The following is a 24,834-nucleotide window of genomic DNA, read 5'->3' on the forward strand; positions in this document are numbered from 1 at the left end:
ACTGGATTTGTCTTCTCCTTCGGACATTTCCGCAGACAATACGTGCAATCAAGGGAAGACCTTTATTGGAAACCGGGCTTCACCCGGCTTCCGGCGTCATGGGCGAACCCGTCCACGGCAAGCACCCCGAAGGAAGCATTCGCCGCCAGAGCCGCCCGAAGGCTCGAACTACCTCCGCCCACTCGGAGGATAGAGATGTTGATGCATTCGGAAAATGTCACTCTCGGGAAGAGTCATGCACCGCCTGCGTACGCCCCCACCAAAAATCTGCTGCGAACGGTACCGTAAGAGACCTGCGAGAGCTGCTTTCAGCATCGGTCCTCCGACTGTCGCCCTGGGCTCTGTGTCGTCGAGGAGAAAGCCCGGATCGAACGTATGAGCCCCCTCACGCTCAGCTTTCCGCGCTGGAATGGAGGCTCTGCGGGCATTCGGAAGGCGGGAGACGTTTCGCCGCCGACGTCTTCGCCCGCGCGAAACCTGCACGCCTGCGCGGCAACTCGACGACGGCACTTGCCGTCGCGGACGCAACACCCTGCGCTACCCTTACAGGGTGCCTGCGACTTGGCCTTTATAGGCGAAAATCGTGAAGCACTGATGTTCAGCATAACGCGATTCTATCGTTATCGCACAGGCTTAACAAAACGTTAACGCGCCTTGACGCCGTGTTAACGCATTCGGGTGGCGCGGGAATTTGCGCCTCCTCCGGGCAGGTTCGGGCAACCGCTCGGGACGAATCGAACGATCAGAGCGGACGCTTGATCCAGCGGCTCAGCCTGCCTGCGATTCCTTCGCGGAACAGCATCACGCAGATGACGAAGATCGTCCCCTGCACAATCGTCACCCAGGCGCCGAGATTGTTGAGATAGGTCTGGATCGCGATAATGATGACCGCGCCGATAACGGGGCCGTAGATCGTGCCCATTCCGCCGACGAGCGTCATCAGCACCACCTCACCGGACATGGTCCAGTGCACATCCGTGAGTGTGGCGATCTGCGACACGACGGCCTTCATGCCGCCCGCGAGCCCGGCGAGCCCCGCCGAAAGCACGAAAACCGTCAGCTTGTAGCGCTGGGTGCGGTAGCCGAGCGAGATCGCGCGCGGCTCGTTATCGCGGATGGCCTTCAGCACCTGCCCGAACGGCGAGTGGATGATGCGATAGATCAGCAGGAAGCCGGCGAAGAAGATCGCTGCGACCACATAATAGAGTGTTATGTCGTCGCGAAGGTCGATGAAGCCGAGGAAATGACCGCGCGGCACGCCCTGAATGCCGTTCTCGCCGCCCGTGAACGGAGCTTGCAGCGAGAAGAAGTAGACCATCTGCGCGAGCGCCAGCGTGATCATCGCGAAATAGATGCCCTGCCGCTTGATGGCGAGCGCGCCCACGATGAGGCCGAGCACCGCCGCAACAGCAGCGCCCGTAAGCATCGCAAGCTCTGGCGCGAAGGGCGGAAGGCCGACCGGGATGTCGAAGCGCCCGACACCCGGCAGCCAGAAGGGCAGGGAGGCGAGGCCGCTTTTCGCCGTATAGGCTGCCACATAGGACGCCATGCCGAAGAACATCGCATGGCCGAAGGAGAGAAGCCCCACGAAGCCGAGCAGCATGTTGAAGGCGCAGGCGAACAGCGCGAAGCACAGGAGCTGCGCGAGCACGAACGGGTAAAGGCCGAGCGCGGGCAGGATCGCCAGCAGCGCCGCCAACCCGGCGAACAGCGCGGCGTGAAGGAACGAGGGCGATGCGGCGAACGGCCGGACGGCTTGTGAGGCGATAATTCGCGGCTGGTCGAGAGTCATCAGGCGGTCCTTCCGAACAGTCCGGCGGGCTTGATCAGCAGCACGATGGCCATGATGACGAAGATCACCACGGATGCGGCTTCCGGGTAGAAGACTTTCGTCAGCCCCTCCACGATGCCGAGCATGAAGCCCGTCACGATGGCGCCGAGGATCGAGCCCATGCCGCCGATTACGACGACCGCGAACACCACGATGATGAGATCCGCCCCCATGTTGGGGTTCACCGAGTAGATCGGCGCGGCAAGCACACCCGCGAGGCCCGCCAGCGCAACGCCGAAGCCGTATGTGAAGGTCACGAGGCGAGGCACGTTCACGCCGAAGGCCGACAGCAGGGTCGGGTTTTCCGTCGCCGCGCGCAAATAGGCGCCGAGCTTTGTCTTCTCGATGATGAGCCACGTCGCGATGCAGACGGCGAGCGAGGCCACGATCACCCAGCCGCGATAGATCGGCAGAAACATGAAGCCGAGATTCTGGCCACCCTTGAGTTCGTCCGGGATCGTATAGGGCAGGCCCGAGGAACCGTATTGATTCACGAACAGCCCCTGGATGATGATGGCGAGGCCGAAAGTGAGCAGCAGGCCGTAGAGATGGTCGGTGTTCTGGTCGGCGTCGGGCGCCTTCAGCATGTTCGTCGCGGAAAGAAGCGAGGTGAACAGAAGCGCACCGATCGCCGCGATGCCGTAGGCCGCCGCCGGGTCGAGCTTGTAACCGGCGAGCGAGGCGAGATCGGGCACCGCGCCGCCGGATAAATGCGATGCGGCGAGCGCAAGAAAGGTTGCGACGAAACTCGCGATGAAGATCAGAGGGCGTGTCTTGGAGCGCACGTTCAGCTGCGAAATGAGGTTCCGCTCAAGCAGCATGCCGAGGCCCCCCACGATCACCGGCGCGAGGATCAGCGCGGGCCAGTAGCCGATGGAATAAAACGGGTTGTTCAGGAGCAGATACGCCGCGAAGGCGCCCAACATGTATTGCGCGCCGTGGGCGAAGTTGATGATGTTGAGCAGGCCGAAGATCACCGCGAGCCCGAGGCTGAGCAGCGCGTAAAATGAGCCGTTGATGAGCCCCAGGAGGAGCTGGCCGAACAGCGCCTGCGGCGGCACGCCGATGAGTTCGAACATGGCCTTCCATCTCCGCGAAGTGCGGCGCCGTTTTCGTCACGGCGCCGCGATGTCCTGCCGAAATCCGGGCGGTTACTTCGCAGCCGAGGCTACGAGCGGGCAGCCGCCTTCCGAAAGCGGACGGAAAGCCTTTTCCTTCGGCGTCGTAGCGAGCAGCTTGTAATAGTCCCACGGCCCCTTCGATTCTTCGGGCTTCTTCACCTCGAAAAGGTAGGAATCGTGGATCTTGCGACCGTCGGCGCGCACTTCGCCCTTGCCGAACAGCGGATCGTCGGTGGGCGTCGCCTTCATCTGCGTGACGACCGCAGCGCCGTCCTTCGCACTTTTCAGCGCCTCCACCGCCTTCAGATAATGGAGCACACCGGAATAGACGCCAGCCTGGACCATGGTCGGCTTACGGCCTGTCTGCTTCTGGAAGCGGTCCGCAAAGGCGCGCGTGTCGTCGTTCAGATCCCAGTAAAAGGAGGCGGTGAAGATAAGGCCCTGCGCCGTCTTCAGCCCGAGCGAGTGGATGTCCGTCAGGAAGATCAACAGGCCCGCGAGGTTCTGGCCGCCCTGCACGATACCGAACTCGGACGCCTGCTTGATCGAGTTGATCGTGTCGCCGCCGGCATTGGCAAGGCCGACGATTTTCGCGCCCGAAGATTGCGCCTGAAGCAGGAAGGACGAGAAGTCCTGTGTGTTGAGGGGCGCCTTCACCGAGCCGAGCACGGTGCCGCCGGCGTCTTTCACCACCTTCGCGGTGTCGCGTTCGAGCGCATGGCCGAAGGCGTAATCGGCGGTGATGAAGAACCACTTGTCGCCGCCCTGCTTCACGATCGCGGACCCCGTGCCGTTGGCGAGCTGCCAGGTGTCGTAGGTCCAGTGGATGGTGTTCGGCGTGCATTTCGCGCCGGTGAGATCGGACGATGCCGCGCCCGAGTTGATGAAAACCTTGTTCTTTTCCTTCACGATCTCGCTCACCGCCAGCGCGACGCCGGAATTCGGCGTGTCGACGATGAGGTCGACGCCCTGCTGGTCGAACCATTCGCGCGCGGTGTTCACCGCGATGTCGGACTTGTTCTGATGGTCCGCCGCGATGACGTCGACCTTGAGGCCCTTGTCGGCGGCCTTGAAATCCTCGACCGCGAGCTTCGCGGCGACGACCGAGCCTTCGCCGCCGAGATCGGCATAGAGGCTTGAGCGGTCGTTCAGCACGCCGATCTTGACCGGCGTCTGGGCATGCACGGCAGTTGCGGCGAAAAGCAATGCCGCTCCCGCGATGAATACCGTCCTGATGTTCATGCGTTTTCGCTCCCGTTTTTACTTTAATGATGACCTAAACGCCGAGATAGCTGTGCAGTTTCGCCTTGTTCGCTTCGAGGTCCGCGTTCGGAATCATGTCGACCACCTTGCCTTGCTCGACCACGAAATGGCGGTCGGCTACGGTGGCCGCGAAATGGAAATTCTGTTCGACGAGCACGATGTTGAAGCCGTCCTTCTTCAGCTCGCGGATGGTGCGGCCGATCTGCTGAACGATGACGGGCGCAAGCCCCTCGGTCGGCTCGTCGAGAAGCAGCGTTCGCGCGCCGGTGCGGAGAATACGGGCTATGGCGAGCATCTGCTGTTCACCGCCCGAAAGCTTTGTGCCCTGGCTCCCCCGGCGCTCCTTGATGTTCGGAAACATGTCGTAGATGCGGTCGACGGTAAGGCCGCCCGGCTTGACCACGGGCGGCAGCATGAGGTTTTCCTCGACCGAAAGGCTCGCGAAGATGCCGCGCTCTTCCGGCACGTAGCCCATGCCGAGCCGCGCGATGGTTCGAGAGGGAAAGGCGATGGTTTCCACGCCGTCGAACAGCACGGAGCCTTGCCGCTTCGCGAGAAGGCCCATGATCGCGCGCAATGTCGTTGTCTTGCCGGCGCCGTTGCGGCCGAGCAGCGTGACCACTTCGCCCGGTCGAAGGTCGAACGTCACGCCATGCAGCACGTGGCTTTCGCCGTACCAGGCTTCGAGGCCGGAAACCGCCAGCACCGGAGCCCCCGCCTGCCGGATGGCTTTCGCCTCGGCCAATCCGCGCTCAGGACTTCCGCGCTCAGGCATGGCCAACCCCTATATAGGCTTCGATGACGCGTTCATCTTTCGAAACGGTGGCGTAATCGCCTTCCGCCAGCACCCGCCCGCGCGCGAGCACGGTGATCGTGTCCGAAAGGTCGGCCACGACCGAGAGATTATGCTCGACCATGAGGATGGTGCGGTTTTCCGCAACCCGCGCGATGAGGGCCGCGATGCGGCCGACATCCTCATGCGCCATGCCCGCCATCGGCTCGTCGAGCAGCATCACGGCGGGGTCGAGGGCAAGCGTTGTCGCGATTTCGAGCGAGCGCTTGCGGCCATAGGACAGTTCGCCCGCGAGCGTCGCGGCGAAGTCGCCAAGACCGACCGCCTCCAGCAGCTCGCCCGCGCTGCCGTCGAGGTCGCGCAGGACGGCCTCGGAGCGCCAGAAATCGAAACTGTCGCCGCGCTTTCGCTGCAGTGCGATACGCACGTTTTCGAGCGCAGTGAGATGGGGAAAAACCGCCGAAATCTGGAAGGAGCGGACGAGGCCCATGCGCGCCACATCGGCGGGCGGCGTCTTCGTGATATCCTCTCCCTTGTAGAGGATCGTCCCGCGCGTCGGGTTCAGGAACTTCGTGAGCAGATTGAAGCAGGTCGTCTTGCCTGCGCCGTTCGGGCCGATGAGGGCGTGGATGGTGCCGTGACGAACCTTCAGATCGACGCCGTTCACGGCCACGAAGCCGCGAAATTCCTTCGTCAGGCCCGTTGTCTGCAAAACGACGTCTTTGGCCATCGTTCTCTCCCACGCATGCGGGAAAGGTGCATCGGCCATGCGTCCATGTCATCCCCGACCATAGTCGCGGCGGTATGACGCGGCTCAGGCAGCGCGACGGGAAGCGAGCGAAATCGGCGCCGTCTGCGCGCGCGAACGCTTCAGCCGTTGCGGCGGGTCCAGCGCAAGGAGCAACAGAGCGTAGGCAGTGCGTTCGCCAGGCCAGCGGCAGAGCGCGGCGCGGCAGGGAAGCGTCGGCCCTTCGCCGGTTGCAAACCAAAGGGTTTCACTTGCGGTGCGTGTTCGCGGCGAAGCGAGGCGATGAGACATGCGTCGAAGGATCGTGCCGTCAGCGTCGGGAAGCAGATCGAGAACCGGCATGCCATGCAGCTCGGCCTTTTTCCAGCCGAACCGCGCCGCGCGGCCCGAGACGCGCACGACGTCCAGGTCGCTTCCGAGGAAGAGGACGAGATCGAAAACCTGCAGGAAGCTTTCAGCGGTCGGCGGAGATGGGGGGGACGCGGCCCGGAGGGGAGGGAAGGGCGGCTCGGATGGCGACTCGGCGGGGCGGCTTCTCTTATCGGCGCAGAGACGTTTCATCTTGCGGCCAAGCGCCTTGAATGCGCTCATCTCGGCTTCGGTGAGAGTTTGTGCGGGGGGCGGCGTGCCGGTCTTCGCGCGGCTTTTCTTGCGCGCCGGTCTCCCGGAGGGCTTTGGCGCCATGCGCGTCACTTGCGGGCAAAAGTCTCCGTCTGTTTCTGCAACGATGAGGCCCTTCTCACCGTCGGCAAGATGGAGGACTTCCGCGAAGCAATCGAGCGGGGGCCGCCCGGTGAGCTTGAGCCGCACGCTCCCGCCGGCGTCGCCCTCGGTCAGCCGCTGCAGTTTCTGGACGAAGCGCTTCGGAAGCGCCTCGGTAAAGTCCTCGGCACGAAGTTCGAACGACGTCCGCGCCGCCGGGTTCATCCATGCGACCGCATTCCGCGCCCCGTTCCAGATGAAGGCTGCGCGCGGCGAAAAGAGGAGGTCCGGCAGGGACGGTTGACCTGTCGCTGTTGTTGTATGCGGGCTTTTTGCCAAGGCGCGAGATTCCTGCCCAGTTGTGCTCAAGCAGTACAACCAAACTCAGGACGCGTCACATGGAACGTGTTCGCGGCAAAAAGCAAGGGCGTGGAAGACCGCTTCGGCCGGTTTTCGGAGGCCGTTGCCGTGCCGAAACGAGGAATGAGCCAAAAATTGTGCGATGCACAAAAATCCGCGTTGCAACGCACCAAATTTGGAATTATATAGGAAACAGCGATGATGACTCGCTTCCGAAGCCTATAGCCGAGCCTTCTATTAGGAGAAAACGCCATGACGCAGCCCCTCGATTTCGAAATTCCGTCCTCGGTCCGCGACCTTGCCGCGAAGAGCGTCGAGCAGACCCGCGAAGCTTACAACCGCTTCATTGAAGCCGCCCGTCAGGCGAACGATGTGGTGCTGAAGTCGTCGGACGTGTTCGCCAACGGCGCGCGCGAGATCAACGAGAAGGCCGTAAAGTTTACGGAAGCCAACCTTCAGGCGCAGTTCGAGCTGGCTCAGCGTCTCGTCCACGCGAAAGACCTCAAGGAAGCGCTCGACATTCAGAACCAGTTCGCTCGCCAGCAGGTCGAAGCCTACGCGCAGCAGGCGCAGGAATTGACGCGCCTCGTCGCGCAGTCCGCGCAGAAGGTCAATCCGACCAACCAGTATTGATCGCGTGGAAGGCCGGGCTAGGGGAGCGAATTTGACGTTTGAGTCCCGCTTGCGGCGAACTCTCGCTCAAACGTCAAAAGCTCCACTTGCATCATGGTGTTGCGAGAGGTTCTGTTGATCCGACGTTTGCTCGCAAGCGTGCGCAAACGGATGCAGAATGTCGGTGTGGTAGAACGGGGCTCGCCTTGCGCGGGTGTCGAGCGTTCAGGACGGATTCGTTGTCACGAGTCGTCATGGACGCTTTTTTTATCCCGCCAAGAAATGTGGCTCTCCCGGAACAGCAGCGGTTTTGCGCGACCGGGAACCCTCCGCTCGAGGCAGACGCCACAGAGGGCACGCACCGCCGCAAGCTACCGAAAGTTCGTAATCGCGCCGGTTTTTCGGACGCTGCGGGGGCGTGTTTCGGCCAACGGCTGACCGGTCTCTCGCGCGGGCGTCCCGTTTCATTTCTTCGGCCAGCCATGCGTTGACGCGTCGCCCTTTTCATTGCCGCAATTTCGAAATCACGCCTTGAATTTTGCAACGAAACGCTGTTTATTGCGCACTCCTTCGCCGCTGTAGCTCAGTTGGTTAGAGCACCAGATTGTGGATCTGGGGGTCCCCCGTTCGAGCCGGGGCAGCGGTACCATTAAAATCAAGGGCTTATGAGCCCTGAGAGAATCATAAATCATCAGAATTTCGGCTTGAGTGCATATGTCGGTGCACATCGGCAGCCCGTCCAACTTAAATGCGCGGGCAGCCCTGCCAGCCGGCGGTCGAGGTAGCGTTCCGGGATGAAGGTCGAGCGCCATTCGTCCATCTCTCCGGCCGCGAACTTCACCTTGCGCGATCGCCCGTTAGGCCCCGCAGCGCGGCGTGTCGAGGAACACGCTCGCAGGCCCGGATGGCAAAAAGCCGTCGCCGAAGCTCGAAACGTAGCAGGGCGTGCGGATGACTGCTCTTCGCATCATCGCCACATACTCGCACCGTCGTCGAGTGCGATCTCTATCGCCTCGCGCACCAGCATTCCGCCGAGATCGAAATCGAGCAGGTGGCGCAGACAGGAGAAACCGTCAGGTTTGTCGCGTTCAACCGGCGGCGTCATTGGTCTTGACGCCAAGAAGGCTGAGCAGGCGATGTCGAAGAGCAGAAAACCCCGCAAGACCCTGGTCGCGCGGGCGCGGTAGATCGACCGGCAGATCGGCGGCGATGCGACCGGCCGACAGGACGATGACACGGTCCGCCAGTCGGATGGCTTCGTCCACGTCGTGGGTTACCGCCAGCACGGCCGGTCGATGGGTGCGCCACAACGACAGCACCAGATCGTGCATTTGCAGACGCGTCAACGCGTCCAGAGAGGCGAAGGGCTCGTCAAGCAGGAGAAGATGCGGCTCGCGGACCAACGCGCGGGCGAGAGCCGCCCGTTGCGCTTCGCCGCCCGAAAGCGTCAGCGGCCACGCGTCCAGACGATGGTTCAGGCCGACTTCGCGCAGCGCCCGAACGGCCCGTTCCTGAACGTCAGGCCCCCGCAGGCCAATCGCCACGTTCCGGCGCACGCGCATCCAGGGAAACAGCCGCGGTTCCTGGAAAACCATCGCCCAGGGCTCGGCTACCTCCACCACTCCGACTGGTGCGGGGTCGATACCGGCCAAGGCGCGCAGCAGGGTGGTCTTGCCCGGACCGCTTCGTCCCAGCATGGCGACGAATTCCCCGGCGGAGATATTCAACTCCAGTCGGTCAAGGATGGTGACGTTTCCGAAGGCACGGTTGAGGCCCCTCACTCGAACGGCTGGTGGAGCGAGCGGGACGACCTCAGGAACGGCCAGAGTTTCGGCTCTCACGCTTCGACTCCAACTGGCGCGCGCCAAGCCAAAGCCCGGCGTTCGATGGCTTGGACCAAGGCATTGGTCGAAACGCCCAAGAGGGCATAAACGGTCAGTCCGACGAGCATGATGTCGGTCCTCAAGAATTCGCGGGCTTGTAATATCAGGTAGCCGACGCCTTGTGTGGCGTTTATTTGCTCTGCTGCTACGAGGCTAAGCCAGGAAACGGTCAGCGCATGACGTAGTCCGGTCAGGAAGGAGGGCGCGGCTCCCGGCAGCACCACATGGACAATCTGCTCGGTGCGGCTTAGCCCGAAACAAATTCCGGCCTCCATGAGCTTGGAGTCGACCCCACGGATCCCGGATAACAGATTAATATATATAGGAAATGTCGTCGCCAGGGCAACCAGGGCAATCTTTGGCATTTCGCCTATGCCAAACCATAGGATGAACAGCGGGACCAGCCCGAGGAACGGCAATGCCCGGGGCGCCTGCACCGGGCCGTCGACGATCCGTCGTCCCCAGTCGCTCAGGCCCGACAGCAGGGCAAGCATCGTCCCAAGGCTCACGCCTAGGGCGAGGCCACTGAGCGCTCTCAGAAATGAGACCGACATATGTGTCAGGAGATCGCCCGATTTCAGCAGGCTCCATCCAGAGGCCAGAACATCCAGGGGGGAGGCGAGAATGTTTTTGCTAATCAGCCCCAGATCGCAGCTGCTCTGCCATATGAGAAGAATGCCGATGAGTGAGAAATTCTTATCGAAAATATTCCATATGGCGCGCAATACGAGGCTCATGACGGTAAGAATCCATTCTTGCGTGCCTGGGCGAACCGGCGCGCATTGCGCGAAGCACTACGGGAGCTAACGAACCATTGCTCGGAGATCGCGGGAAGAGGGAGGCACTTCCATCTTCAGCCAGTCCAGGAAGCGTCGTCCGCTCACCGACAACGTTCGGTTCTTGGGCCATATCAGGAAAAAGGCATTGGGATTGGCCAGGACGAAGTTCGGACCGAGAGGCCTGACCAGTCGTTCCTGAATCAGATCGTTTTCCACCAATGCGAGACTAGCGAGCGCGAGGCCGTGTCCTTGGGCCGCGTATTCGACGGCCAGAGACGGAGTGGGAAAATGGATCCCCCGTGGGAAGCGAGCCAGCCCATAGGCGGCAAACCAGTCGCGCCAGTTGGGCAGCGAGGCATTGTCCGGCCCGACGTGAATTAGCGGCCAATCGGCAATCTGGCGCGGCGTCAAAGTGTGTGGCGATCCGGCGACCATCGATGGAGAGCATACGGGAAAGATGTCCGCGCTCATCAAGTATTCCTGCTCGACATCCGGCCATGTGCCTCTGCCATAGGCGATGCCGAGATCAAAGCCGCCCATATTCCGGCTTAAAAGGTTGTCGGATATATTAAACTTCACGTCAAATCCGTCGTCGTTGGCGTAGAAGTTCCCCAGCCGGCTAAGAAACCACCGCTCCAGCATGCGGAGCAACGTCAAACTCAATTCGGTTTTGAGCGGTGATCTTCGCAAGGCCTGGTCGAAGGCCACGTGGAGTTGGTCGAATCCGGCGCCAATACCCGGAGCGAGTTTGGCGCCGAAATCGCTCAGGGCAACGCCTTTGGCGGAACGGTGGAACAACTTTACGCCCAGATACCCCTCCAATTCCGTGATATGTCGGCTGATCGCCCCGGGGGTGACCGACAACTCCGCTGCCGCCTTGCTGAAACTGGCATTCCGGGCCGCGGCTTCGAATGCCCGCAATGCATTGAGAGGCGGCAGGCGGCGACGCCGGGAGGCTGCGTCCGCGACAATCCAACCTGGTTTCGCATCTATCATGGAGGAAGCTCCTGATTGTGCGTATGCCGCACAGACTGCCATTATATCGCCCATTTCGCGGCTTGCCCGTCGCTTTGTCAATTACAAAAACGATAGATTTTATTATACGATACGATTTCCGGCCGCGTAGTGTTGCGATTGAGACGGGATCGCCGCGCCGTCCGCGGTTACCCGATCAAGGGCAAGTCCGAGATAAGCATCGCTTCTGCGCATGCCCTTATCGGTGGAGTTGCGACGCAGATTGGTTCACAAAGGCGCTTCAGCGGGAGAGGCAACCAGCCAACGCTTAGTGGCGCTCGCCAGTTCAGCTGGAAGGCGACATCAAGTGGCCAGGGCTCGGCGCTGTCCGTTGGTGCCCGATAGCCTGAGGTCCTGCGGCAGCTATTGCGAGGTTGCTGAATTCCTGAAAGGCCGGCGTCTTATCGAAGAGAACGTTAAATCGCTGGCAGAACGTCAAGGATGGCGGGAAACCGGTCTGCCCAGGAAACTGGTCAGTGGTCCGGTTTTAGGCGTCGTAGGGAGGGCATGACAGGACAGGATCTCCTCTCCGACCCGATCAGCGGGGTCTCCTCACCTTTGACGGTGTAGTGAGACCCGATCACCGACGGCTACGTGCGTGGCTTTGGCTCACGCGCTAACGAACGCTCGCTTAACGCGCTGTCGCGGCCATGATTGAGCAATCCCAGGATCGTCGCGCGATCCATGGGAGAGGCGCGACGGCTCCTAGCTCCCGTTCGCCAGATTGAGTTGGCGGATGGCGCGGTTGTAATCCTCGCGTCCGGCGATTTCATGCATCCGGTCCAGGCGGTAAACAGAATAATCGCTCCAGATCGGGACGTCCCGCTGCTGTTCCCGATTATACTCATTCAGCTTGCTGTCATAGGACTCAATTGCGGCAATCTGGATGGCGGCGTTGTAGGTTTCCCGATGCAGGACGGCGGACAGGGGAAGGCGCGGCTTGATGCCGGTTTGTCGGTTGAGGTCGGGGTAGCCGACGCAAAGACCGAACACAGGCAGGACATGCGCAGGCAGGTTGAGGGCGGTGCGTAAGGCGCTCTGATAAAGGCGCAGCGCCCCGATGAAAACAATGCCAAGGCCGAAGGATTCAAAGGTCACCGCAGCGTTCTGTGCAGCGAGAGCGGTGTCGATGACGGCTGTGACCACCGGGTCGAGATTGTCGGGTTCGGGCTGTCCTCGCTCGATGTTTCGGGCTGTGGCGATCTGTTGATGCCGGGCCAGATCAGCCAGCCAAATCAGATAAAGCGGTGCTTCGCGGATCCACGCCTGATCGGCAACTCCGATACATACTTTATCTTTCTGTTCGGCGTTTTCGATGGCCACGACGCTCCATGCCTGGAGATTCAGTGAGGTCGAGGCCGACTGGGCCGCCGCCACCGCCGTCTCCAGGATGTCGTTGGGAACCGGCTGCGGCTGGAAGGCCCGGACCGAGCGATGGGACAGCAGAGCCGACGCTAAGGGCGTCCAGTGACGGGGATGGGGGCGATCAATGTCTTGCCGATAGCGTTGCTGCAACAGGATCTCGGCCTGCGCCAGAAGTTCGCTGTCTCCGGCGGCAGAAATATGAGAGGCCGAGAGAGCAGATATAGTCGACTGAGAGAAGCTTGACATGAGAATACTGCTCCTGATTGGAACTTTAATCCTAACGAATGTCGGAGAATGTCAGATCGACAGCAGCATCGATGTCGATCTTGTTGGTAATCACTCCGGCGGCGAAGAAGGTCTCTTGAATGCGGCTCAAAAGGCTCTTCAGGTCGCCAGCGAGAGGAATCATGCGGGTGTTTTCGCGTTGGATCAGCATCAGGGCTGCGTCTGGCGGCAAACCGGTGTCTCGGGCATAGGCCCGGGCATAGTCCGCCTGGTGTAGTAGGCCCCAAGCGCGAGCCCGCCACACCCGGGCCAGGAAGTCGCGGATAAGGGGTTCCTTGGTCCGCAAGGTTGCCTCGGTGCCGACCAATACGCCTACCGACGTCGAAAGCGTGGTGCCACGCAGGATGATTTGCGCATTGTTGTAAAGTTCTTCCATGACCGTGAACGGCCCCCAGGTTGCCCATGCGTCCACGGCGCCGGTACTGAGGGCGGCCTTGCAGTCAGATCGACCCATAAACACCGGGCGGATAGCGTCGATTGCGATGCCCGCTTGCGCTTGGGCAGCCAACAGCAGGAAGTGTCCCATCGAGGCACGGCCCAGGCAAACGGTGTGGCCGCGCAAATCCTCGACGGTACGGAAAGGAGACGCGGCTCGGGCGAGAATAGCCGTGTTTGTGCCGTCGATGCGCCACGCCGCCACCGCCTTGATCGGCAACCCGGTGGTACGGGCGGCGATCAAGCCGCTGTCGCCGACACCCGCGAGATCGACGGCTTGGGCATTGAGAGCCAGCAAGGAATCGTTGACTTCGGCGAACCGATGCCACGCGATACGATAGCCGACCGGTTGTATTTCGCCGGCAGCCTGCATGAGGGTCTCCAGACCACCGGTATAGTCCGCTATATGCAGTGTCAGTGGTGCACCGAAGCTTGCTCTGACCGTCGCAGCCAGGATGGCAACAACCAGGACGGCCAGTCTTGCGGCAAGGAGGCGGGGTAGCGAGGATATGTTCACGGCGTTTCTCCGGGCATTGTAGTCCTTGCCTGCTCGCTAATAGCGATAGGAAAGCTTCAGTAAGGCCGTCATCGGAGGATAGGGAGATGCGACGTACAGGCTTGAATTATATATCCCAAACTGAGACGGTCGCTGATCGAAAATATTCTTCGCCAGCGCACTGATAGTCCAATGTTTGTCTTCGGTGGTATAAGAAGTGCCGAGATCGACGATGCCGAAAGACGGAATGATGATCTCTTTCGTGTTGGCAAGGTCCGAGTAAGACTGCGTCTGGTATTTGATCGCACCATGCAGTTTGAAAGCACCGGGAATATCCAAAGGAACGGTGTAGTCGGCAGTCGATGTAATGGTCCACCGGGGCGCATTCATCAGCGTGTTGCCCTTGGCATTGGTCCCTGGCCCTAGAACGCCTGCCGCTTCGTCGTAAGTCCCGACCAGATAGCCCGCCGAACCTTTCAATTCCAGCCCTTCCAGAGGCAGTGCGGCGACGACCAATTCGACACCGCTGGAGTGGGCGGATTGGGCATTCCCCGCGAAGAAGGCGTTAGCCGGCGCATTCCAGACAGAAAGCTGCAGATCCCTGTAGTCGTTGCAAAAAACGGCGAGGTTGGCGGTAACGCGACGATCCAGCCAGGAGGTTTTAAGGCCGGTTTCGTAGGTCGTCACCTTCTCCGGCGCGAACGGCGTTGACGCGGCGATCGCCGATAGCAGGGATCGGTCGTATCCGCCGGATTTAGAGCCGTTGGTGATCGAGGCATATTGGAAAATATCCGATGTCCACTTGTAGTCTATGCCGAACTTGGGAGATACTGAATACCATGTTTGATCGGCCGTGATAGCGAAGAACTGGTTGATCGGTTGGTGATCGCTGTCGGTGGCTCCCGCCTCATAGAAAACATCGCGTTTTTCTCCGGTAAAACGGAGGCCAATGGTCCCGGAGAAACGGTCCGTGAATTTGTAGGTGCCCTGACCGAATAGAGCTGCGCTGTCAGTTGTCAGACGACTTGATCCCCATATTTTGCTGTGAAACGCGAGCCTGTCCTGGTCGTAGCGCTCGTGAAACAGAAACAGTCCGCTAACAAAATTGAATTTGTCATAGTCACCGGACAGCTGAAATTCCTGAGAATAATATCGCTCGACCAAGCGATTGGAGCCTTCGCTGATGGAGGTCGGAAGGCCGTCGCTATCATAAACAGCGGGAGTTTCAACAAACGAGCGGGTAGCGGTGATGGATTTCAGCGTCAAGCCATCTCCCAGTCCCTTGCTGACGTTCAACGAGACGCCACCCGTATCGATGCGTCCCGTTGGCTCCAATTCGGAAGCGATAATTCCCGGATCATATTCACCCGGTCGGTTGATTGGCACGCGATAGAAACTTGGGGAATTGTCCCTTCCCCCATCGACGGACAACACGATATCGAGATCGTTAGTTGGTGTGAGGCGAAACTTTCCCCGTAACGATGTCACGTCTTGATCGTTGACGCTGCGGTTCAAGTACTCGTTATAGATAAACCCGTCATGACTCGCATGGGCGAAGCTCAGGCTGGCATAGGCGCGTCCAGGCACCAGGGCGCCGCCGACATAGCCGTGACTTACCAATTGTCCCCAGTTGCCGATGCCGACGTCATAGTAGCCTTCCGTAGTGTCGCCCGGTGTGCGCGTCGTCACCTTGATGGCACCCGCATTGGTGTTGCGCCCGTAAAGGGTACCCTGCGGCCCAACCAGCACTTCCACCCGCTCGGCGTCTCCCAGATCTCCCAGGGTGCCGATAAGACGCGGCATCACCACGTCGTCGACATAAAATCCGACCGCTGGATCCTGATACGGATCATTCTGGCCTATGCCGCGAAACCAGAAACTTTGCGTCGAATTGGTCAGGAATGTTCCGGGATTATTGCTGTTGGGAATCAACCCCTTCGCATCGCGCAGCGTATTGATGTTCTCTTCCTTCAGTTGATCAGAATCTATGACGGAGATTGATCCGGGCGTCGTCTGGGCTTTGGTTTCCCGCCTTTCGACAGTCACCACGACATCCTGAATGGTGGCCGAGGCAACGGTATCGGAAGCGCCGTTATTTGTTTGTGCCAAGGCTGGGCTTTCCAGCGATGTCACAGCGATGGCCGCGACAACAAGGTTAGTTCTCACGATTTTATCAAGATGGTTCTTCGTTATAATTTACTCCGCACGAGACGATTACAGAAATGATAATTTTGTTTTGCGCGCACAGTTGGACTGATAAACGCAAACACACATTTCGAAATACATTGTCCAAGCGGAGATGCTTATAATCAAGTCACATATTCTCATCGCAAAGCTTGAGGAAAACTCAAAAAAGAGCATTACAGCCTTGGATTGTATTTGTACGTCTGTGGAGTAATTCTCTATGCATGATCGACACGGCGGAGCCAACCCGGTTTTGGCTGGCGAAGCCGAGTAGTCTGCATCAAGCCGGATGGGCAGCGAGCAAAGCTGGGCCGACGCTGCTGGACCAGTGCCCACCCGCAGACTTCAGGAGCGTGATCGTCGCGAAAGCCCCGATGAGTTTCCGAGCGGATGTCTCGATCCAGCCGGTCATGCGATGCCGAAAGGGTGAGCGCCGATGCCGGCGCTGCTTCCCCCCATGCGGAGGCGGTTCTTTTTTCGAGCATTGAATATTGAGTAAATATATGTATATACATATATAAAGCGGCGCTAAGCGGCCCGGATGGGGCCTTCTCGTGTGATGTTTCCTAGGGTCGCGCGAGAACGAATGACACCGCAAGAGAGGACACGAAAGGAGTGGCTGTGCACTGGGCTCACTTTCAATGAGATCGACGCGATGCCAGATGGAACGCAAGGGAGTGTCAATTTTGGCCGCCTTCTGGCGCAGGCCCGTAAGGCAAAAAGCTACAGCCAACTCGACCTGGCGGCCGCGGCGGAGATCTCGCAAAAACATTTGAGCTTTCTTGAGACGGGCCGATCAAGACCCAGCCGGGTCATGCTGGATGTTCTTGCTGAGACCTTGTCCCTGTCGGAAGGGGAGAAATACCAGTTGTTCTCGGCGGCCGGCTTCGCTCTCCATCCACCATCCCACGCGGAAGCTCATTCGCAGACGCTCGCCGGAATAGCGCTCATTCTCCGAAGCGCGGAGCCTTTCCCGGCTGTTGTGTTCGATCGGCTCTGGCACATTGTCATGATGAACCGTCCTTATGGCGCCTTCATCGAGCAACTGACCGGTGGCCGCATCGTCCTTGGGCAAGCCTATACGTTGCTTCCCGAGCCGCGCGTCAATCTGGTCGAAGCGACGATCGGCTCCGACTATTATATGTCGCGTGTTCTGTCATGGCGCGAAACGATCGCTTCCGAGCTGTTACGCGTTCGATGGGACGTTTTGAACGACCCGGATCCGCGACGCCATGTCTGGTGGTCGCAGGTGGTCAAGGGCGTGAATTCGTTCCGCCCGCTCAGCGATCTGGATCTGGGTAAAGCCGTCAGCAGCTACAAGCCGTTGGTGCCGGTCACGATGCAGATGGGACCGGAAACTGCCCATCTTTTCAATAGCGTGATGCGGCTCCATACCAACGGCGAGGCCGGCTTGTCCGGTCTTCGCGTCAAGATCTATTATCCGCTGGATGACCGTGCGGAACAGGTTGTGCGCGAGCACACCTTTCCTCAGGCCAATGTGTCGGCGAGCGGCGGACGAGCGCCCGAAAAGCCCGTGACCGTATCGAAAGCCCTGGCGACATGAAATAACAACGCTTCATGCCGTTTCGCGGCAATGATCTGACACCCCACTGGCAATCCTTCCGCCGTGAAGCCTGCCGGCATCGCCATCGCGGGATGGCCGCTAAGGTTGAAAAGCGCGGTGAAACCGATATCCGACGCCGAGACGGGCCAGCCCTTCTCGGAGTCAACCGCCTTCACGCGGTCGACTCGCGGCGGAGCGAAAGGTTGGATCGGAGCCAGGATCAGATCGACCTCAGCGAACAGATCGTCTATCGCAGAACAAAGGCGTCGTCTCCGAACGACTGATGCCTCGATCATGCCGGCTCCGATCGTCCCCCCGAAGGCGATCAATTTTTGCAATCCGGGCGATACGGGCGCCCCTCGCCCGGCATGGACTGCGGCAGCCTCCGGAGCGCAAAGGTGAAGCCAGACTTCGGTGGCTTCGTGCCAAGACGGAAGCTGAACTGTCTTTATCGTCATGCCCAATGCCACGAACACAGCTACGGCCTCTTCCAGAGCGCGGGATATAACTGGCTCCACATCCCTGCCGTTCCAATCCGGATCGATTCCGACCCGAACCGGTTCGGTACGATTGCCGAAATCATCCAGAGACCGCCGGGGCGCTTTCGTAAGCGCGATGAAGAGCGCTTCCAGATCCGCAGGCGAGCGTGCCATCGGTCCTATGTTGTCGAGCGACGGCGCCAGTGGGAAGGCTCCCGCCGTATCGATAGCGCCTATGGTCGGTTTCAAGCCGAACAAGTTGTTAGCCGCGCTCGGATGGCGGACCGAACCTCCGCTGTCCGTCCCGACCGCCGCGAAGCAAAGTCTTGCCGCAGTGGCTACGCCGGGGCCGCTGGAGGATGCGCCAGGCCAGTAGTCCCAATTCCAGGGATTGCGAGGCTGCCCAATGGCCGGATCATGCAGGCCGAAGCAGCCTTCGGGAAGGTTGAGCTTGCCAAGGAGCACAAGCCCATGCCGCTTCAGGCGGACAACGGCTGCGGCATCCCGGGGCGGATCGTCCACTGTCAGTCGCGCCGCTCCGTTCGTTGTGGCAATCCCTTTCGTTGCCAGTGAATCCTTCAAAGCGATCGGCACGCCGTGCAGCGGTCCCCGAACAAAGCCGGCGGCGAACTCCGCGTCGGCCCGGTGTGCCTGCGCTAGGGCCTCCGACGCAGATACGCTGACATAGCTTCTAAGGCCGCGATCCAAGGCGGCAATACGGTCCAACATATGCTCGACGACATCGGTGGCCCGCAACTGACGACACTGCAGCGCCTTCGCCAACCGAAGCGCAGTCCAGTCGTGAAGCGGTTCATTCATGGGGTATTCTCAAGCTTTGGCTCGCGTCAGCGCTCCGTCGTCGCATCTTGCAACATACTATGCTTCGCCTTGTTGCCGTTGGAAAGCAGACGCGCTGCAATCGCCGAGCCGATAGCAGCAACGGCGGCCAGAAACAAACCGCCTGCAAGAACGTTTGTGTCCCGGTTCTCTGTGATGCTCATAAGCCAGATGCCGAAAGCTGCGGATGAAAAGAGGATCGACATGTTCCACGCTAACGCGACTGATGTCATGTCTACAGGTGCCAAGTTGGATATGAGAGTCTGTTGGTTGGTATCGAACGCACCCGCGGCTACGAACCAAAGCAAAATCGCACCGAGGGCAACGATCAAAAAAACCTCGGACAGCGCTACCGCCATCGTCACGAAGAGCAGCAGCGACCAGATCGGAAGAAGCCATGACTCCGTCATGCCTCGCCAACGCAGGCGATCTCCGACCGCGCCTGCGATGTTGGCTCCTAAGAATGTACCGACACCGCTCAACACTCCGATGAAACCAAGTTGGACTGTCGTCAGGCTATAATGCAGACGCAGAATTTCCGCGAGATAAGTATAGGCGCCAAGATTTGCTGCGTGGAAGAAAAAAGTCGCCGGTAACATCAGGCGCAAGGATTTATCGGTCCAAATCAGAGTCAGAGCGCGATATCGAACGGCTCGGTCGCCTTGGCGGGGCGTCCCGGACAGCATGTACCATGACAGCATAGCCGTGACCAAAGAGAGGATCACGATGAGGGTGAAGGAGACACGCCACCCAGCGGTGGCCGCTATGAATGCGCCGAGCGGAACGCCGGCGACCTGACCGAGCGCAAAGCTTCCCATCCCGAAGCCGATCGCGGTTCCGCGGATATCATCCCTCGCGGTATGAGCGATGTATGTCCAACTCGCCGGTCCCGCTATCGCTATGCCCAGTCCGGCAACGGCGCGCCCTGCGACCAGAACGAGGAAATGCGAGGCAATAGCCGAAAGCAAATTACCCATTGCGAAGATCACTATTCCGCTGACAATCAGCCGCCTTGCGCCGAACCGGTTGTAACCGAGACCGATCAGCGGGCCTAGAACAGCCTGAACCAATACGTAGGCTGTCACGGTGGAGGCTGCGGTCGAAACGGGAACTTGAAAATACTCCGAAAGCAGCGGGAGCAGGGGCGAGATCAGGTACATCTCGGCACCAGCAAGAAAAAACAGCATGTAAAGCGTCGAAAAGGGAACCAGGGCCGATCTGCGCCCGATGCGGCTGAGGTCGTTTGAGGAAGGCTGGTGCATTTTCTTGCGTGACGCCCCTCAGACAGCGAAGGTCGGGCGATAGATGCGAAGCCAGGCATCGAAATTTAGCGCCAGCTCTGCCCCGACATTACTGATGAAAGGGCCGTTCTCCCCGTGAAGCGCGGCCTGCTCCAGACGTTGGACATCGAAAATCTCGCCAAGATCCCCAACCGGTTCCACCAGCCGTTGCGCCAATTGTCGGCGCAGGAGTGCCCCATATGCGGTGCTCCGTGTGGTAGGGTACGGAACCTTCTTCCGATGGATCACCGACTGAGGCAACAGATCGGCCGCCGCCGATTTGAGCAGACCCTTCACTTGCCCCTCCCGGGTCTTATCCTTCCACGGAAGAGGGGCGACAAGCTGGACGAGACGGGGGTCGCAATAGGGAACCCTCACCTCGATTCCCGCTGCCATGCTCATCCGATCCTTCCTGTCCAGCAATGTCGGTAGAAAGCGCGTCAAGCCGAGATGGACGATTTGCTGCATTCGCGCCTCGCGATCGTCGGAGCGCTCCTCGGCCGGAACTTCTGCGAGCGCGGCTTGATAGTTATCGGCGACGTATTGCTCAATTTTGAGATGCTGCTTCAGGTCGTCGCGGAAATACCCCAGGATCCGCCGATGCAGATCGCCGTGGGCGGGGGACGCAGCCATCCACGGAAAGGTCTCCGCCGTAACTGAAACCGAATCATGAAACCAGCGGTATCCTCCGAAGATTTCATCGGCGGCTTCGCCCGACAAAGCGACCTTCGACGTCCCGTTGATCGCTTTCGACAGGAGATGGAGGCTCATGTCGAGATCGCCGATGCCGATCGGCATGTCCCGCGCGCGAACGCAGGTTTCACGCACGGCCTCAGATGCCATCGTCTCCGGGGTCAAGGAAGCGCGCGTATGGGCCACACCCAGATGATCGACGACCTGGGTGACGAAAGGAGCGTCGTCGTCGCCGGAAAATTTATCCCCGAAGTCCAGGGAGAACGACCGCATCGGAGCGGCACTACCTCCGATGCGATGAGCCAGGGCCGTCAGCACGCTGGAGTCCAGTCCTCCCGACAACAAGGTGCAAAGCGGCACATCGGCGATCATTTGCCGTTCGACGATATCTTCCAGCAGGCTTCGGATCATGTCCGGCGTCGGCTTCTCCTCACCGAGGTTGGTCCATGGCGACCAATATCGTGTCTCTTCCCGCCCGGTCTCGGTGATGCGCAGCACATGGCCCGGCCGCACCTCAAGCATCCCGCAATAGGGTGTGCGGCCAGGAATTTTGAGAAGCGGAAGGAGTAACTGGGCTAATCCTTCTTCATCGATTTTCGGTTTTACGGCTTCATGAGCGAAGAGAGCCTTGGGTTCGGAACCAAAAATAACGCCAGTCTTCGCTGGATAGTAATAGAGCGGCTTTATTCCCAAGTGATCGCGCGCCAGCCACAATTCCCGCCGCTCGATGTCCCATATCGCAAATGCGTACATGCCATTGAAATAGTTCAGGCATTTCGGCCCCCACGCGATCCACGCTAGGAGAATGACCTCGGTATCGCCGCGCGTATGAAAATCATATCCGAGATCTTGCAGTTCTTTGCGTAACTCCTTGTAATTATACAATTCGCCATTGTAGACGAGGACCGCCGCCGTCCGGCCGTTGCGCTCGTAGGCCAGGGGTTGCCGGCTGCCTTCAGGGTCAATGATGGCAAGGCGCCGATGGCCCAATGCGACATGCTCACCGCGCCAATAGCCGACACCATCCGGCCCTCTGGCCGCGAGTGTCTCGGTCATACGTTCGAGTGTGAATTTATCGGTGTCTTTTTGGGTGTAATCGACCCACCCGGCAATTCCGCACATAAGTCGCCCTCCTGGCAGGATCAGCGGATACTGACGCGATAGGTCTGCAGCCATTGATTGACGTTAAGCAGAAAAGATAGTCCCGCTGTTTGGCTTGCCGCGCTCCTCGGGCTCGGGAGGGGAACCCCATCGTTCAGGAAAGCCCTGACCTTGAAGGGCTCCACGAGTTCGAAGACCGGCGCACCGGGCGTCGCCAAAAGATCGTCTACGCGCTCGCGCAAGGACTGCTGGTATCTGACATCAGGATTGGCGGGAAAGGCGCTTTTGCGCCGGGTAAAGACGGACCTCGGCAGGAGGTCTGCCACGGCGCGACGCAATAACGTCTTTTCGATGCCGTCCGAATTTTTTGCATTCCAGGGAAGCATCCAGACATATTCGACAAGGCGGTGGTCGCAGTACGGGACACGGGCTTCGACCCCCGCCGCCATGCTCATTCGGTTGCGGTCCAGCAGGGCCGGCAGCCATCGCGTCAAGGCGAGATACCCGATTTTTCTCAGCCGCACATCGTGCGGTGACTCGCCGGTAAAAGATGCCGCCTCCGCCAGCGCCTCGTGATAACGCTCCTTCATATAGGTTGCCGGCTGCACCGTCCGTTCGATGTCGTCCCTGAGAAGAACCGACGGGGTGGATCGTCCCTGCATCCAGGGGAAACCTTCAAATTCCAACGCATGCTCGTCGTGGAAGTAAGGATAGCCGCCAAACACCTCGTCGGCGGCTTCGCCGGACAGCACGACGGTCGCATGCGGCCGTATCTGCTCCATCAGCAGATAGAGCGAGATATCCATCTCTCCCCAACCGGGGAGATCGCGCGCGCGAAGTACGACTTCCTCGTGCTTTTGGGCGTCCTCCGGCTTAACGAGAACTGTCGTGTGATGGCTGCCGATATGGCTGGACACTTCTCGCGCATAAGGTTCGTCGTGGCTATCGTGCCATGCATTGCGTTGGGAAAGCCCGGCGCTGTCTGGAAAATCCACGGAAAAGGTCGACAACCGATGGCCGGTGCCCAGTTTCCGAGCGGCCAGAGCGCTGATCGCACTCGAATCGAGCCCGCCGGACAGCAAACCGCCGAGCGCGACGTCAGACATCATCTGATGTTCGACGATGTCTTCGAGCAATTCCCGAACATGGGCCGTCGCTCTCTCCGGTCCGTCGTTCACTTGCCCAGTGGGAAGAGACCAGTAGAGATTGTCGCGGAACCCGCTCTCCGAGACCTTGAGGGCATGGCCCGGTTTCACTTGCTGGAGGCCGCGATATACCCCGTGGCCAGGCGTAGGGGCGCTGGCAACGACGAAGATCTCCGCGATGCCGGAGGTATCGACTTCCGCAACCGCCTGCGGATGGGCGAGGATCGCCTTGGGCTCGGATGCGAAGATCAGTCCGTTTTGCGTCGGGTAATAGTAGAGGGGCTTGATGCCGAAATGATCTCTGACAAGCCACAGTTCGCGACGCCGGATGTCCCAGATGGCGAAGGCGAACATTCCGTTAAGCTTGGCAAAGGCGGCTGTTCCCCAGTGGAGAAAAGCCCGAAGGATGACTTCCGTGTCCGACCGCGTGCGGAAGAGATGGCCGTGCAGGGCCAATTCCGCTCGCAGTTCACGAAAGTTGTAGATTTCTCCGCCATAGGTGATGACCGCCAACGGTTCCTCGCTGTCGCCAACCACCATCGGTTGCGCACCGCCGCGCAGATCGATGATCGACAGACGGCGATGACCGAAAGCCACCTGCTCCGCGGTCCAGATGCCCTCGTCATCCGGACCGCGCCGCGTCAATGTCCGCGTCATATCGAAAACTGTATTGGCCTCGCGACTGAGGTCGCGTTTCCAATCTACCCAGCCGACGATTCCGCACATGCTGTCTGTCCCGATTTTTGTAATGTGGCCGACTTGTAAATTCGCCATTCACAGCCGTGATGCGTACCGTCGCTGATAAGCTGGTATTGGGATTGATATCCCTTCGCAGCGGCATTCGATGCGATCGCCTTGGTGCAGTATTCGCAAGGCGAGCGAAGCGTGATTGGAACACCACGGGCGCGCGCCTTCTCGCGATAATCCCAGATCGCGCAATGGGAAATGGCGATTTCCGCCTCGGCATAGCCGGTGCTGCGCAGATCGTATTCAGAATCATAAAGTTCGGCCTGACGGGCAATTCGGTTTGCCACGTCGGCTGCCCCGCCGCCCTGGCCAACTTCCAGCCTCTCATGGACCCAGGCGTTGACACGGGTCCAGTTCGCGAGTTCGTCATGACCACACCGGGCGATAAGGAATTTCTCGCAAAGCGCCTGAGCGCGAAAAAAGATCTGCATCCAGGCATTGGCGTCCTCGGCTCCCGATGCGGGGAGATTGGAGAAAATATCGCTCTGGACTGCCAGCCAGTCGAAGATGACCGACGGCTCACGTTTTTCGATGAGGTGGACTGTCATCCCGAAGACGGCTTCCGCCAGACGTTGTTGCCATAATTGGCTGCGCTCAATGTCGCTGACAGACAGACGACCCGTCAGCAACATCGTTTTGGCCGATACGGCCGCGGCGTCGTTGAATGCGCTCATCATCCTGAACTCTCCTTTCAGCGTCGAGACGGGTTGCAGCCGCGCCTCCTCAACGGCGGCAGACGCTTGATCTGAGTGGAGCGACTGGGGTGAGGGAGGCGTGCGCGATCAGCGCCGCGATGACGAGGGTCACGGCGTCGCCGTTCAGATGCGCAAGGGTAGATCATGAATATCTTCGCGACAGCGTGTGGCATCCGACTCCTCGCCGTTCCACGACTGGCGCTCAAACTGGCACTCATAGCCAAACACATTTTTACAGCCAGGAGCGGCCAGCACATCCAAGAATACTCCACGTCTTCAAACAACTAGTCAGACTACGTTACACACATAACAAAATGTGCTCCGCCAGCTTCTACAAGCGTAGACAAAGCCATGGGATCAAGTCAATTACCTGCCGGGTAATATCGGCCTGTGTTATGCATCTCAATCAGCACACACAAGCA

At 59.8% G+C, this 24,834-nt stretch carries 20 protein-coding genes and 1 tRNA gene; 3 read left to right on the forward strand and 18 right to left on the reverse strand.

Annotation, left to right across the window (positions count from 1 at the left end; translation table 11 throughout):
• Positions 1 to 742: 742 nt before the first annotated feature.
• From EK416_RS02720 to EK416_RS02750, 6 genes are all read right to left on the reverse strand, one after another.
• Positions 743 to 1,792 carry a branched-chain amino acid ABC transporter permease gene (locus EK416_RS02720; protein WP_127075942.1) on the reverse strand — a complete coding sequence of 350 codons (1,050 nt, stop codon included), beginning with the start codon at positions 1,790 to 1,792 and terminating at the stop codon, positions 743 to 745.
• On the reverse strand, positions 1,792 to 2,910 hold the full coding sequence (locus EK416_RS17915; RefSeq protein ID WP_245433916.1) for a branched-chain amino acid ABC transporter permease: 1,119 nt from the start codon (positions 2,908 to 2,910) through the stop codon (positions 1,792 to 1,794). The genes EK416_RS02720 and EK416_RS17915 overlap by 1 nt, the downstream gene beginning before the upstream one ends.
• Positions 2,911 to 2,982: 72 nt before the next feature.
• Positions 2,983 to 4,194, reverse strand: coding sequence for an ABC transporter substrate-binding protein (locus EK416_RS02735; RefSeq protein ID WP_127075943.1), 1,212 nt, complete (start codon positions 4,192 to 4,194; stop codon positions 2,983 to 2,985).
• A 34-nt stretch (positions 4,195 to 4,228) separates the two neighbouring features.
• Positions 4,229 to 4,990, reverse strand: a complete 762-nt coding sequence (locus EK416_RS02740; protein WP_245433917.1) for an ABC transporter ATP-binding protein — start codon at positions 4,988 to 4,990, stop codon at positions 4,229 to 4,231.
• The gene (locus EK416_RS02745) at positions 4,983 to 5,738 is read right to left on the reverse strand and encodes an ABC transporter ATP-binding protein (RefSeq protein ID WP_127075944.1); all 756 of its coding nucleotides are present in this window, start codon (positions 5,736 to 5,738) and stop codon (positions 4,983 to 4,985) included. The genes EK416_RS02740 and EK416_RS02745 overlap by 8 nt, the downstream gene beginning before the upstream one ends.
• 84 nt (positions 5,739 to 5,822) lie before the next feature.
• Positions 5,823 to 6,797, reverse strand: coding sequence for a hypothetical protein (locus EK416_RS02750; RefSeq protein WP_127075945.1), 975 nt, complete (start codon positions 6,795 to 6,797; stop codon positions 5,823 to 5,825).
• 273 nt (positions 6,798 to 7,070) lie between these two features.
• Between EK416_RS02750 and EK416_RS02755 the strand changes: the two genes are divergently transcribed.
• Together EK416_RS02755 and EK416_RS02760 are read left to right on the forward strand one after the other, a co-directional pair.
• Positions 7,071 to 7,451, forward strand: a complete 381-nt coding sequence (locus EK416_RS02755; RefSeq protein ID WP_127075946.1) for a phasin family protein — start codon at positions 7,071 to 7,073, stop codon at positions 7,449 to 7,451.
• A 551-nt stretch (positions 7,452 to 8,002) separates the two neighbouring features.
• Positions 8,003 to 8,079: transfer RNA gene (locus tag EK416_RS02760), tRNA-His, on the forward strand.
• A 318-nt stretch (positions 8,080 to 8,397) separates the two neighbouring features.
• On the opposite strand, the gene EK416_RS17645 is transcribed toward EK416_RS02760, so the two are convergent.
• The 7 genes from EK416_RS17645 to EK416_RS02790 all read right to left on the reverse strand — a co-directional run bounded on the left by EK416_RS17645 (position 8,398) and on the right by EK416_RS02790 (position 15,853).
• Positions 8,398 to 8,535, reverse strand: a complete 138-nt coding sequence (locus EK416_RS17645; RefSeq protein ID WP_164729822.1) for a hypothetical protein — start codon at positions 8,533 to 8,535, stop codon at positions 8,398 to 8,400.
• Positions 8,519 to 9,271: an ABC transporter ATP-binding protein gene (locus EK416_RS02765; RefSeq protein ID WP_245433918.1), complete on the reverse strand. Its 753-nt coding sequence runs from the start codon at positions 9,269 to 9,271 to the stop codon at positions 8,519 to 8,521. Before EK416_RS02765 ends, EK416_RS17645 begins: the two co-directional genes overlap by 17 nt.
• Positions 9,268 to 10,050: an ABC transporter permease gene (locus tag EK416_RS02770; RefSeq protein ID WP_127075948.1), complete on the reverse strand. Its 783-nt coding sequence runs from the start codon at positions 10,048 to 10,050 to the stop codon at positions 9,268 to 9,270. Before EK416_RS02770 ends, EK416_RS02765 begins: the two co-directional genes overlap by 4 nt.
• Positions 10,051 to 10,116: 66 nt before the next feature.
• Entirely contained in the window at positions 10,117 to 11,088 is a 972-nt protein-coding gene (locus tag EK416_RS02775) for a LysR substrate-binding domain-containing protein (RefSeq protein WP_164729823.1), read from the reverse strand.
• Positions 11,089 to 11,811: 723 nt separating this feature from the next.
• Positions 11,812 to 12,717: a nitroreductase family protein gene (locus EK416_RS02780; protein WP_127075950.1), complete on the reverse strand. Its 906-nt coding sequence runs from the start codon at positions 12,715 to 12,717 to the stop codon at positions 11,812 to 11,814.
• Between the two features lie 31 nt (positions 12,718 to 12,748).
• Complete coding sequence (locus EK416_RS02785) at positions 12,749 to 13,708, reverse strand: ABC transporter substrate-binding protein (RefSeq protein WP_127075951.1); 960 nt, start codon at positions 13,706 to 13,708, stop codon at positions 12,749 to 12,751.
• A 36-nt stretch (positions 13,709 to 13,744) separates the two neighbouring features.
• Positions 13,745 to 15,853 carry a TonB-dependent receptor gene (locus EK416_RS02790; protein ID WP_164729824.1) on the reverse strand — a complete coding sequence of 703 codons (2,109 nt, stop codon included), beginning with the start codon at positions 15,851 to 15,853 and terminating at the stop codon, positions 13,745 to 13,747.
• A gap of 604 nt (positions 15,854 to 16,457) precedes the next feature.
• Between EK416_RS02790 and EK416_RS02795 the strand changes: the two genes are divergently transcribed.
• Complete coding sequence (locus tag EK416_RS02795; protein ID WP_164729825.1) at positions 16,458 to 17,435, forward strand: helix-turn-helix domain-containing protein; 978 nt, start codon at positions 16,458 to 16,460, stop codon at positions 17,433 to 17,435.
• On the opposite strand, the gene EK416_RS02800 is transcribed toward EK416_RS02795, so the two are convergent.
• From EK416_RS02800 to EK416_RS02820, 5 genes are read right to left on the reverse strand one after another with little or no spacing between them, the layout of a single operon-like run.
• Positions 17,360 to 18,733 carry an amidase gene (locus tag EK416_RS02800; protein WP_127075954.1) on the reverse strand — a complete coding sequence of 458 codons (1,374 nt, stop codon included), beginning with the start codon at positions 18,731 to 18,733 and terminating at the stop codon, positions 17,360 to 17,362. The genes EK416_RS02795 and EK416_RS02800 overlap by 76 nt on opposite strands.
• 26 nt (positions 18,734 to 18,759) lie before the next feature.
• A complete protein-coding gene (locus EK416_RS02805) occupies positions 18,760 to 20,013 on the reverse strand; it encodes an MFS transporter (protein ID WP_127075955.1) in 1,254 nt (417 codons plus the stop codon).
• Between the two features lie 18 nt (positions 20,014 to 20,031).
• Positions 20,032 to 21,846: an asparagine synthase (glutamine-hydrolyzing) gene (gene asnB, locus EK416_RS02810; RefSeq protein WP_164729826.1), complete on the reverse strand. Its 1,815-nt coding sequence runs from the start codon at positions 21,844 to 21,846 to the stop codon at positions 20,032 to 20,034.
• Positions 21,847 to 21,866: 20 nt separating this feature from the next.
• Positions 21,867 to 23,696: an asparagine synthase (glutamine-hydrolyzing) gene (gene asnB, locus EK416_RS02815; RefSeq protein WP_127075957.1), complete on the reverse strand. Its 1,830-nt coding sequence runs from the start codon at positions 23,694 to 23,696 to the stop codon at positions 21,867 to 21,869.
• The gene (locus EK416_RS02820) at positions 23,672 to 24,394 is read right to left on the reverse strand and encodes a hypothetical protein (protein ID WP_127075958.1); all 723 of its coding nucleotides are present in this window, start codon (positions 24,392 to 24,394) and stop codon (positions 23,672 to 23,674) included. Before EK416_RS02820 ends, asnB (EK416_RS02815) begins: the two co-directional genes overlap by 25 nt.
• Positions 24,395 to 24,834: the final 440 nt, after the last annotated feature.

The sequence above is a fragment of the Rhodomicrobium lacus genome, assembly GCF_003992725.1.
In the GTDB taxonomy this organism is placed as follows: Bacteria; Pseudomonadota; Alphaproteobacteria; order Rhizobiales; family Rhodomicrobiaceae; genus Rhodomicrobium; species Rhodomicrobium lacus.

Bases quoted from the DNA above. Each gene is read 5' to 3' on its own strand.
- EK416_RS17645 (WP_164729822.1), bottom strand. From the start codon at position 8,535: ATGACGCCGCCGGTTGAACGCGACAAACCTGACGGTTTCTCCTGTCTG.
- EK416_RS02800 (WP_127075954.1), bottom strand. From the start codon at position 18,733: ATGAATGAACCGCTTCACGACTGGACTGCGCTTCGGTTGGCGAAGGCG.
- EK416_RS02755 (WP_127075946.1), top strand. From the start codon at position 7,071: ATGACGCAGCCCCTCGATTTCGAAATTCCGTCCTCGGTCCGCGACCTT.
- EK416_RS02720 (WP_127075942.1), bottom strand. From the start codon at position 1,792: ATGACTCTCGACCAGCCGCGAATTATCGCCTCACAAGCCGTCCGGCCG.
- EK416_RS02780 (WP_127075950.1), bottom strand. From the start codon at position 12,717: ATGTCAAGCTTCTCTCAGTCGACTATATCTGCTCTCTCGGCCTCTCAT.
- EK416_RS02770 (WP_127075948.1), bottom strand. From the start codon at position 10,050: ATGAGCCTCGTATTGCGCGCCATATGGAATATTTTCGATAAGAATTTC.
- asnB (WP_164729826.1), bottom strand. From the start codon at position 21,846: ATGTGCGGAATTGCCGGGTGGGTCGATTACACCCAAAAAGACACCGAT.
- EK416_RS02775 (WP_164729823.1), bottom strand. From the start codon at position 11,088: ATGATAGATGCGAAACCAGGTTGGATTGTCGCGGACGCAGCCTCCCGG.
- EK416_RS02820 (WP_127075958.1), bottom strand. From the start codon at position 24,394: ATGATGAGCGCATTCAACGACGCCGCGGCCGTATCGGCCAAAACGATG.
- EK416_RS02735 (WP_127075943.1), bottom strand. From the start codon at position 4,194: ATGAACATCAGGACGGTATTCATCGCGGGAGCGGCATTGCTTTTCGCC.
- EK416_RS02795 (WP_164729825.1), top strand. From the start codon at position 16,458: ATGACACCGCAAGAGAGGACACGAAAGGAGTGGCTGTGCACTGGGCTC.
- EK416_RS02745 (WP_127075944.1), bottom strand. From the start codon at position 5,738: ATGGCCAAAGACGTCGTTTTGCAGACAACGGGCCTGACGAAGGAATTT.
- asnB (WP_127075957.1), bottom strand. From the start codon at position 23,696: ATGTGCGGAATCGTCGGCTGGGTAGATTGGAAACGCGACCTCAGTCGC.
- EK416_RS02805 (WP_127075955.1), bottom strand. From the start codon at position 20,013: ATGCACCAGCCTTCCTCAAACGACCTCAGCCGCATCGGGCGCAGATCG.
- EK416_RS17915 (WP_245433916.1), bottom strand. From the start codon at position 2,910: ATGTTCGAACTCATCGGCGTGCCGCCGCAGGCGCTGTTCGGCCAGCTC.
- EK416_RS02740 (WP_245433917.1), bottom strand. From the start codon at position 4,990: ATGCCTGAGCGCGGAAGTCCTGAGCGCGGATTGGCCGAGGCGAAAGCC.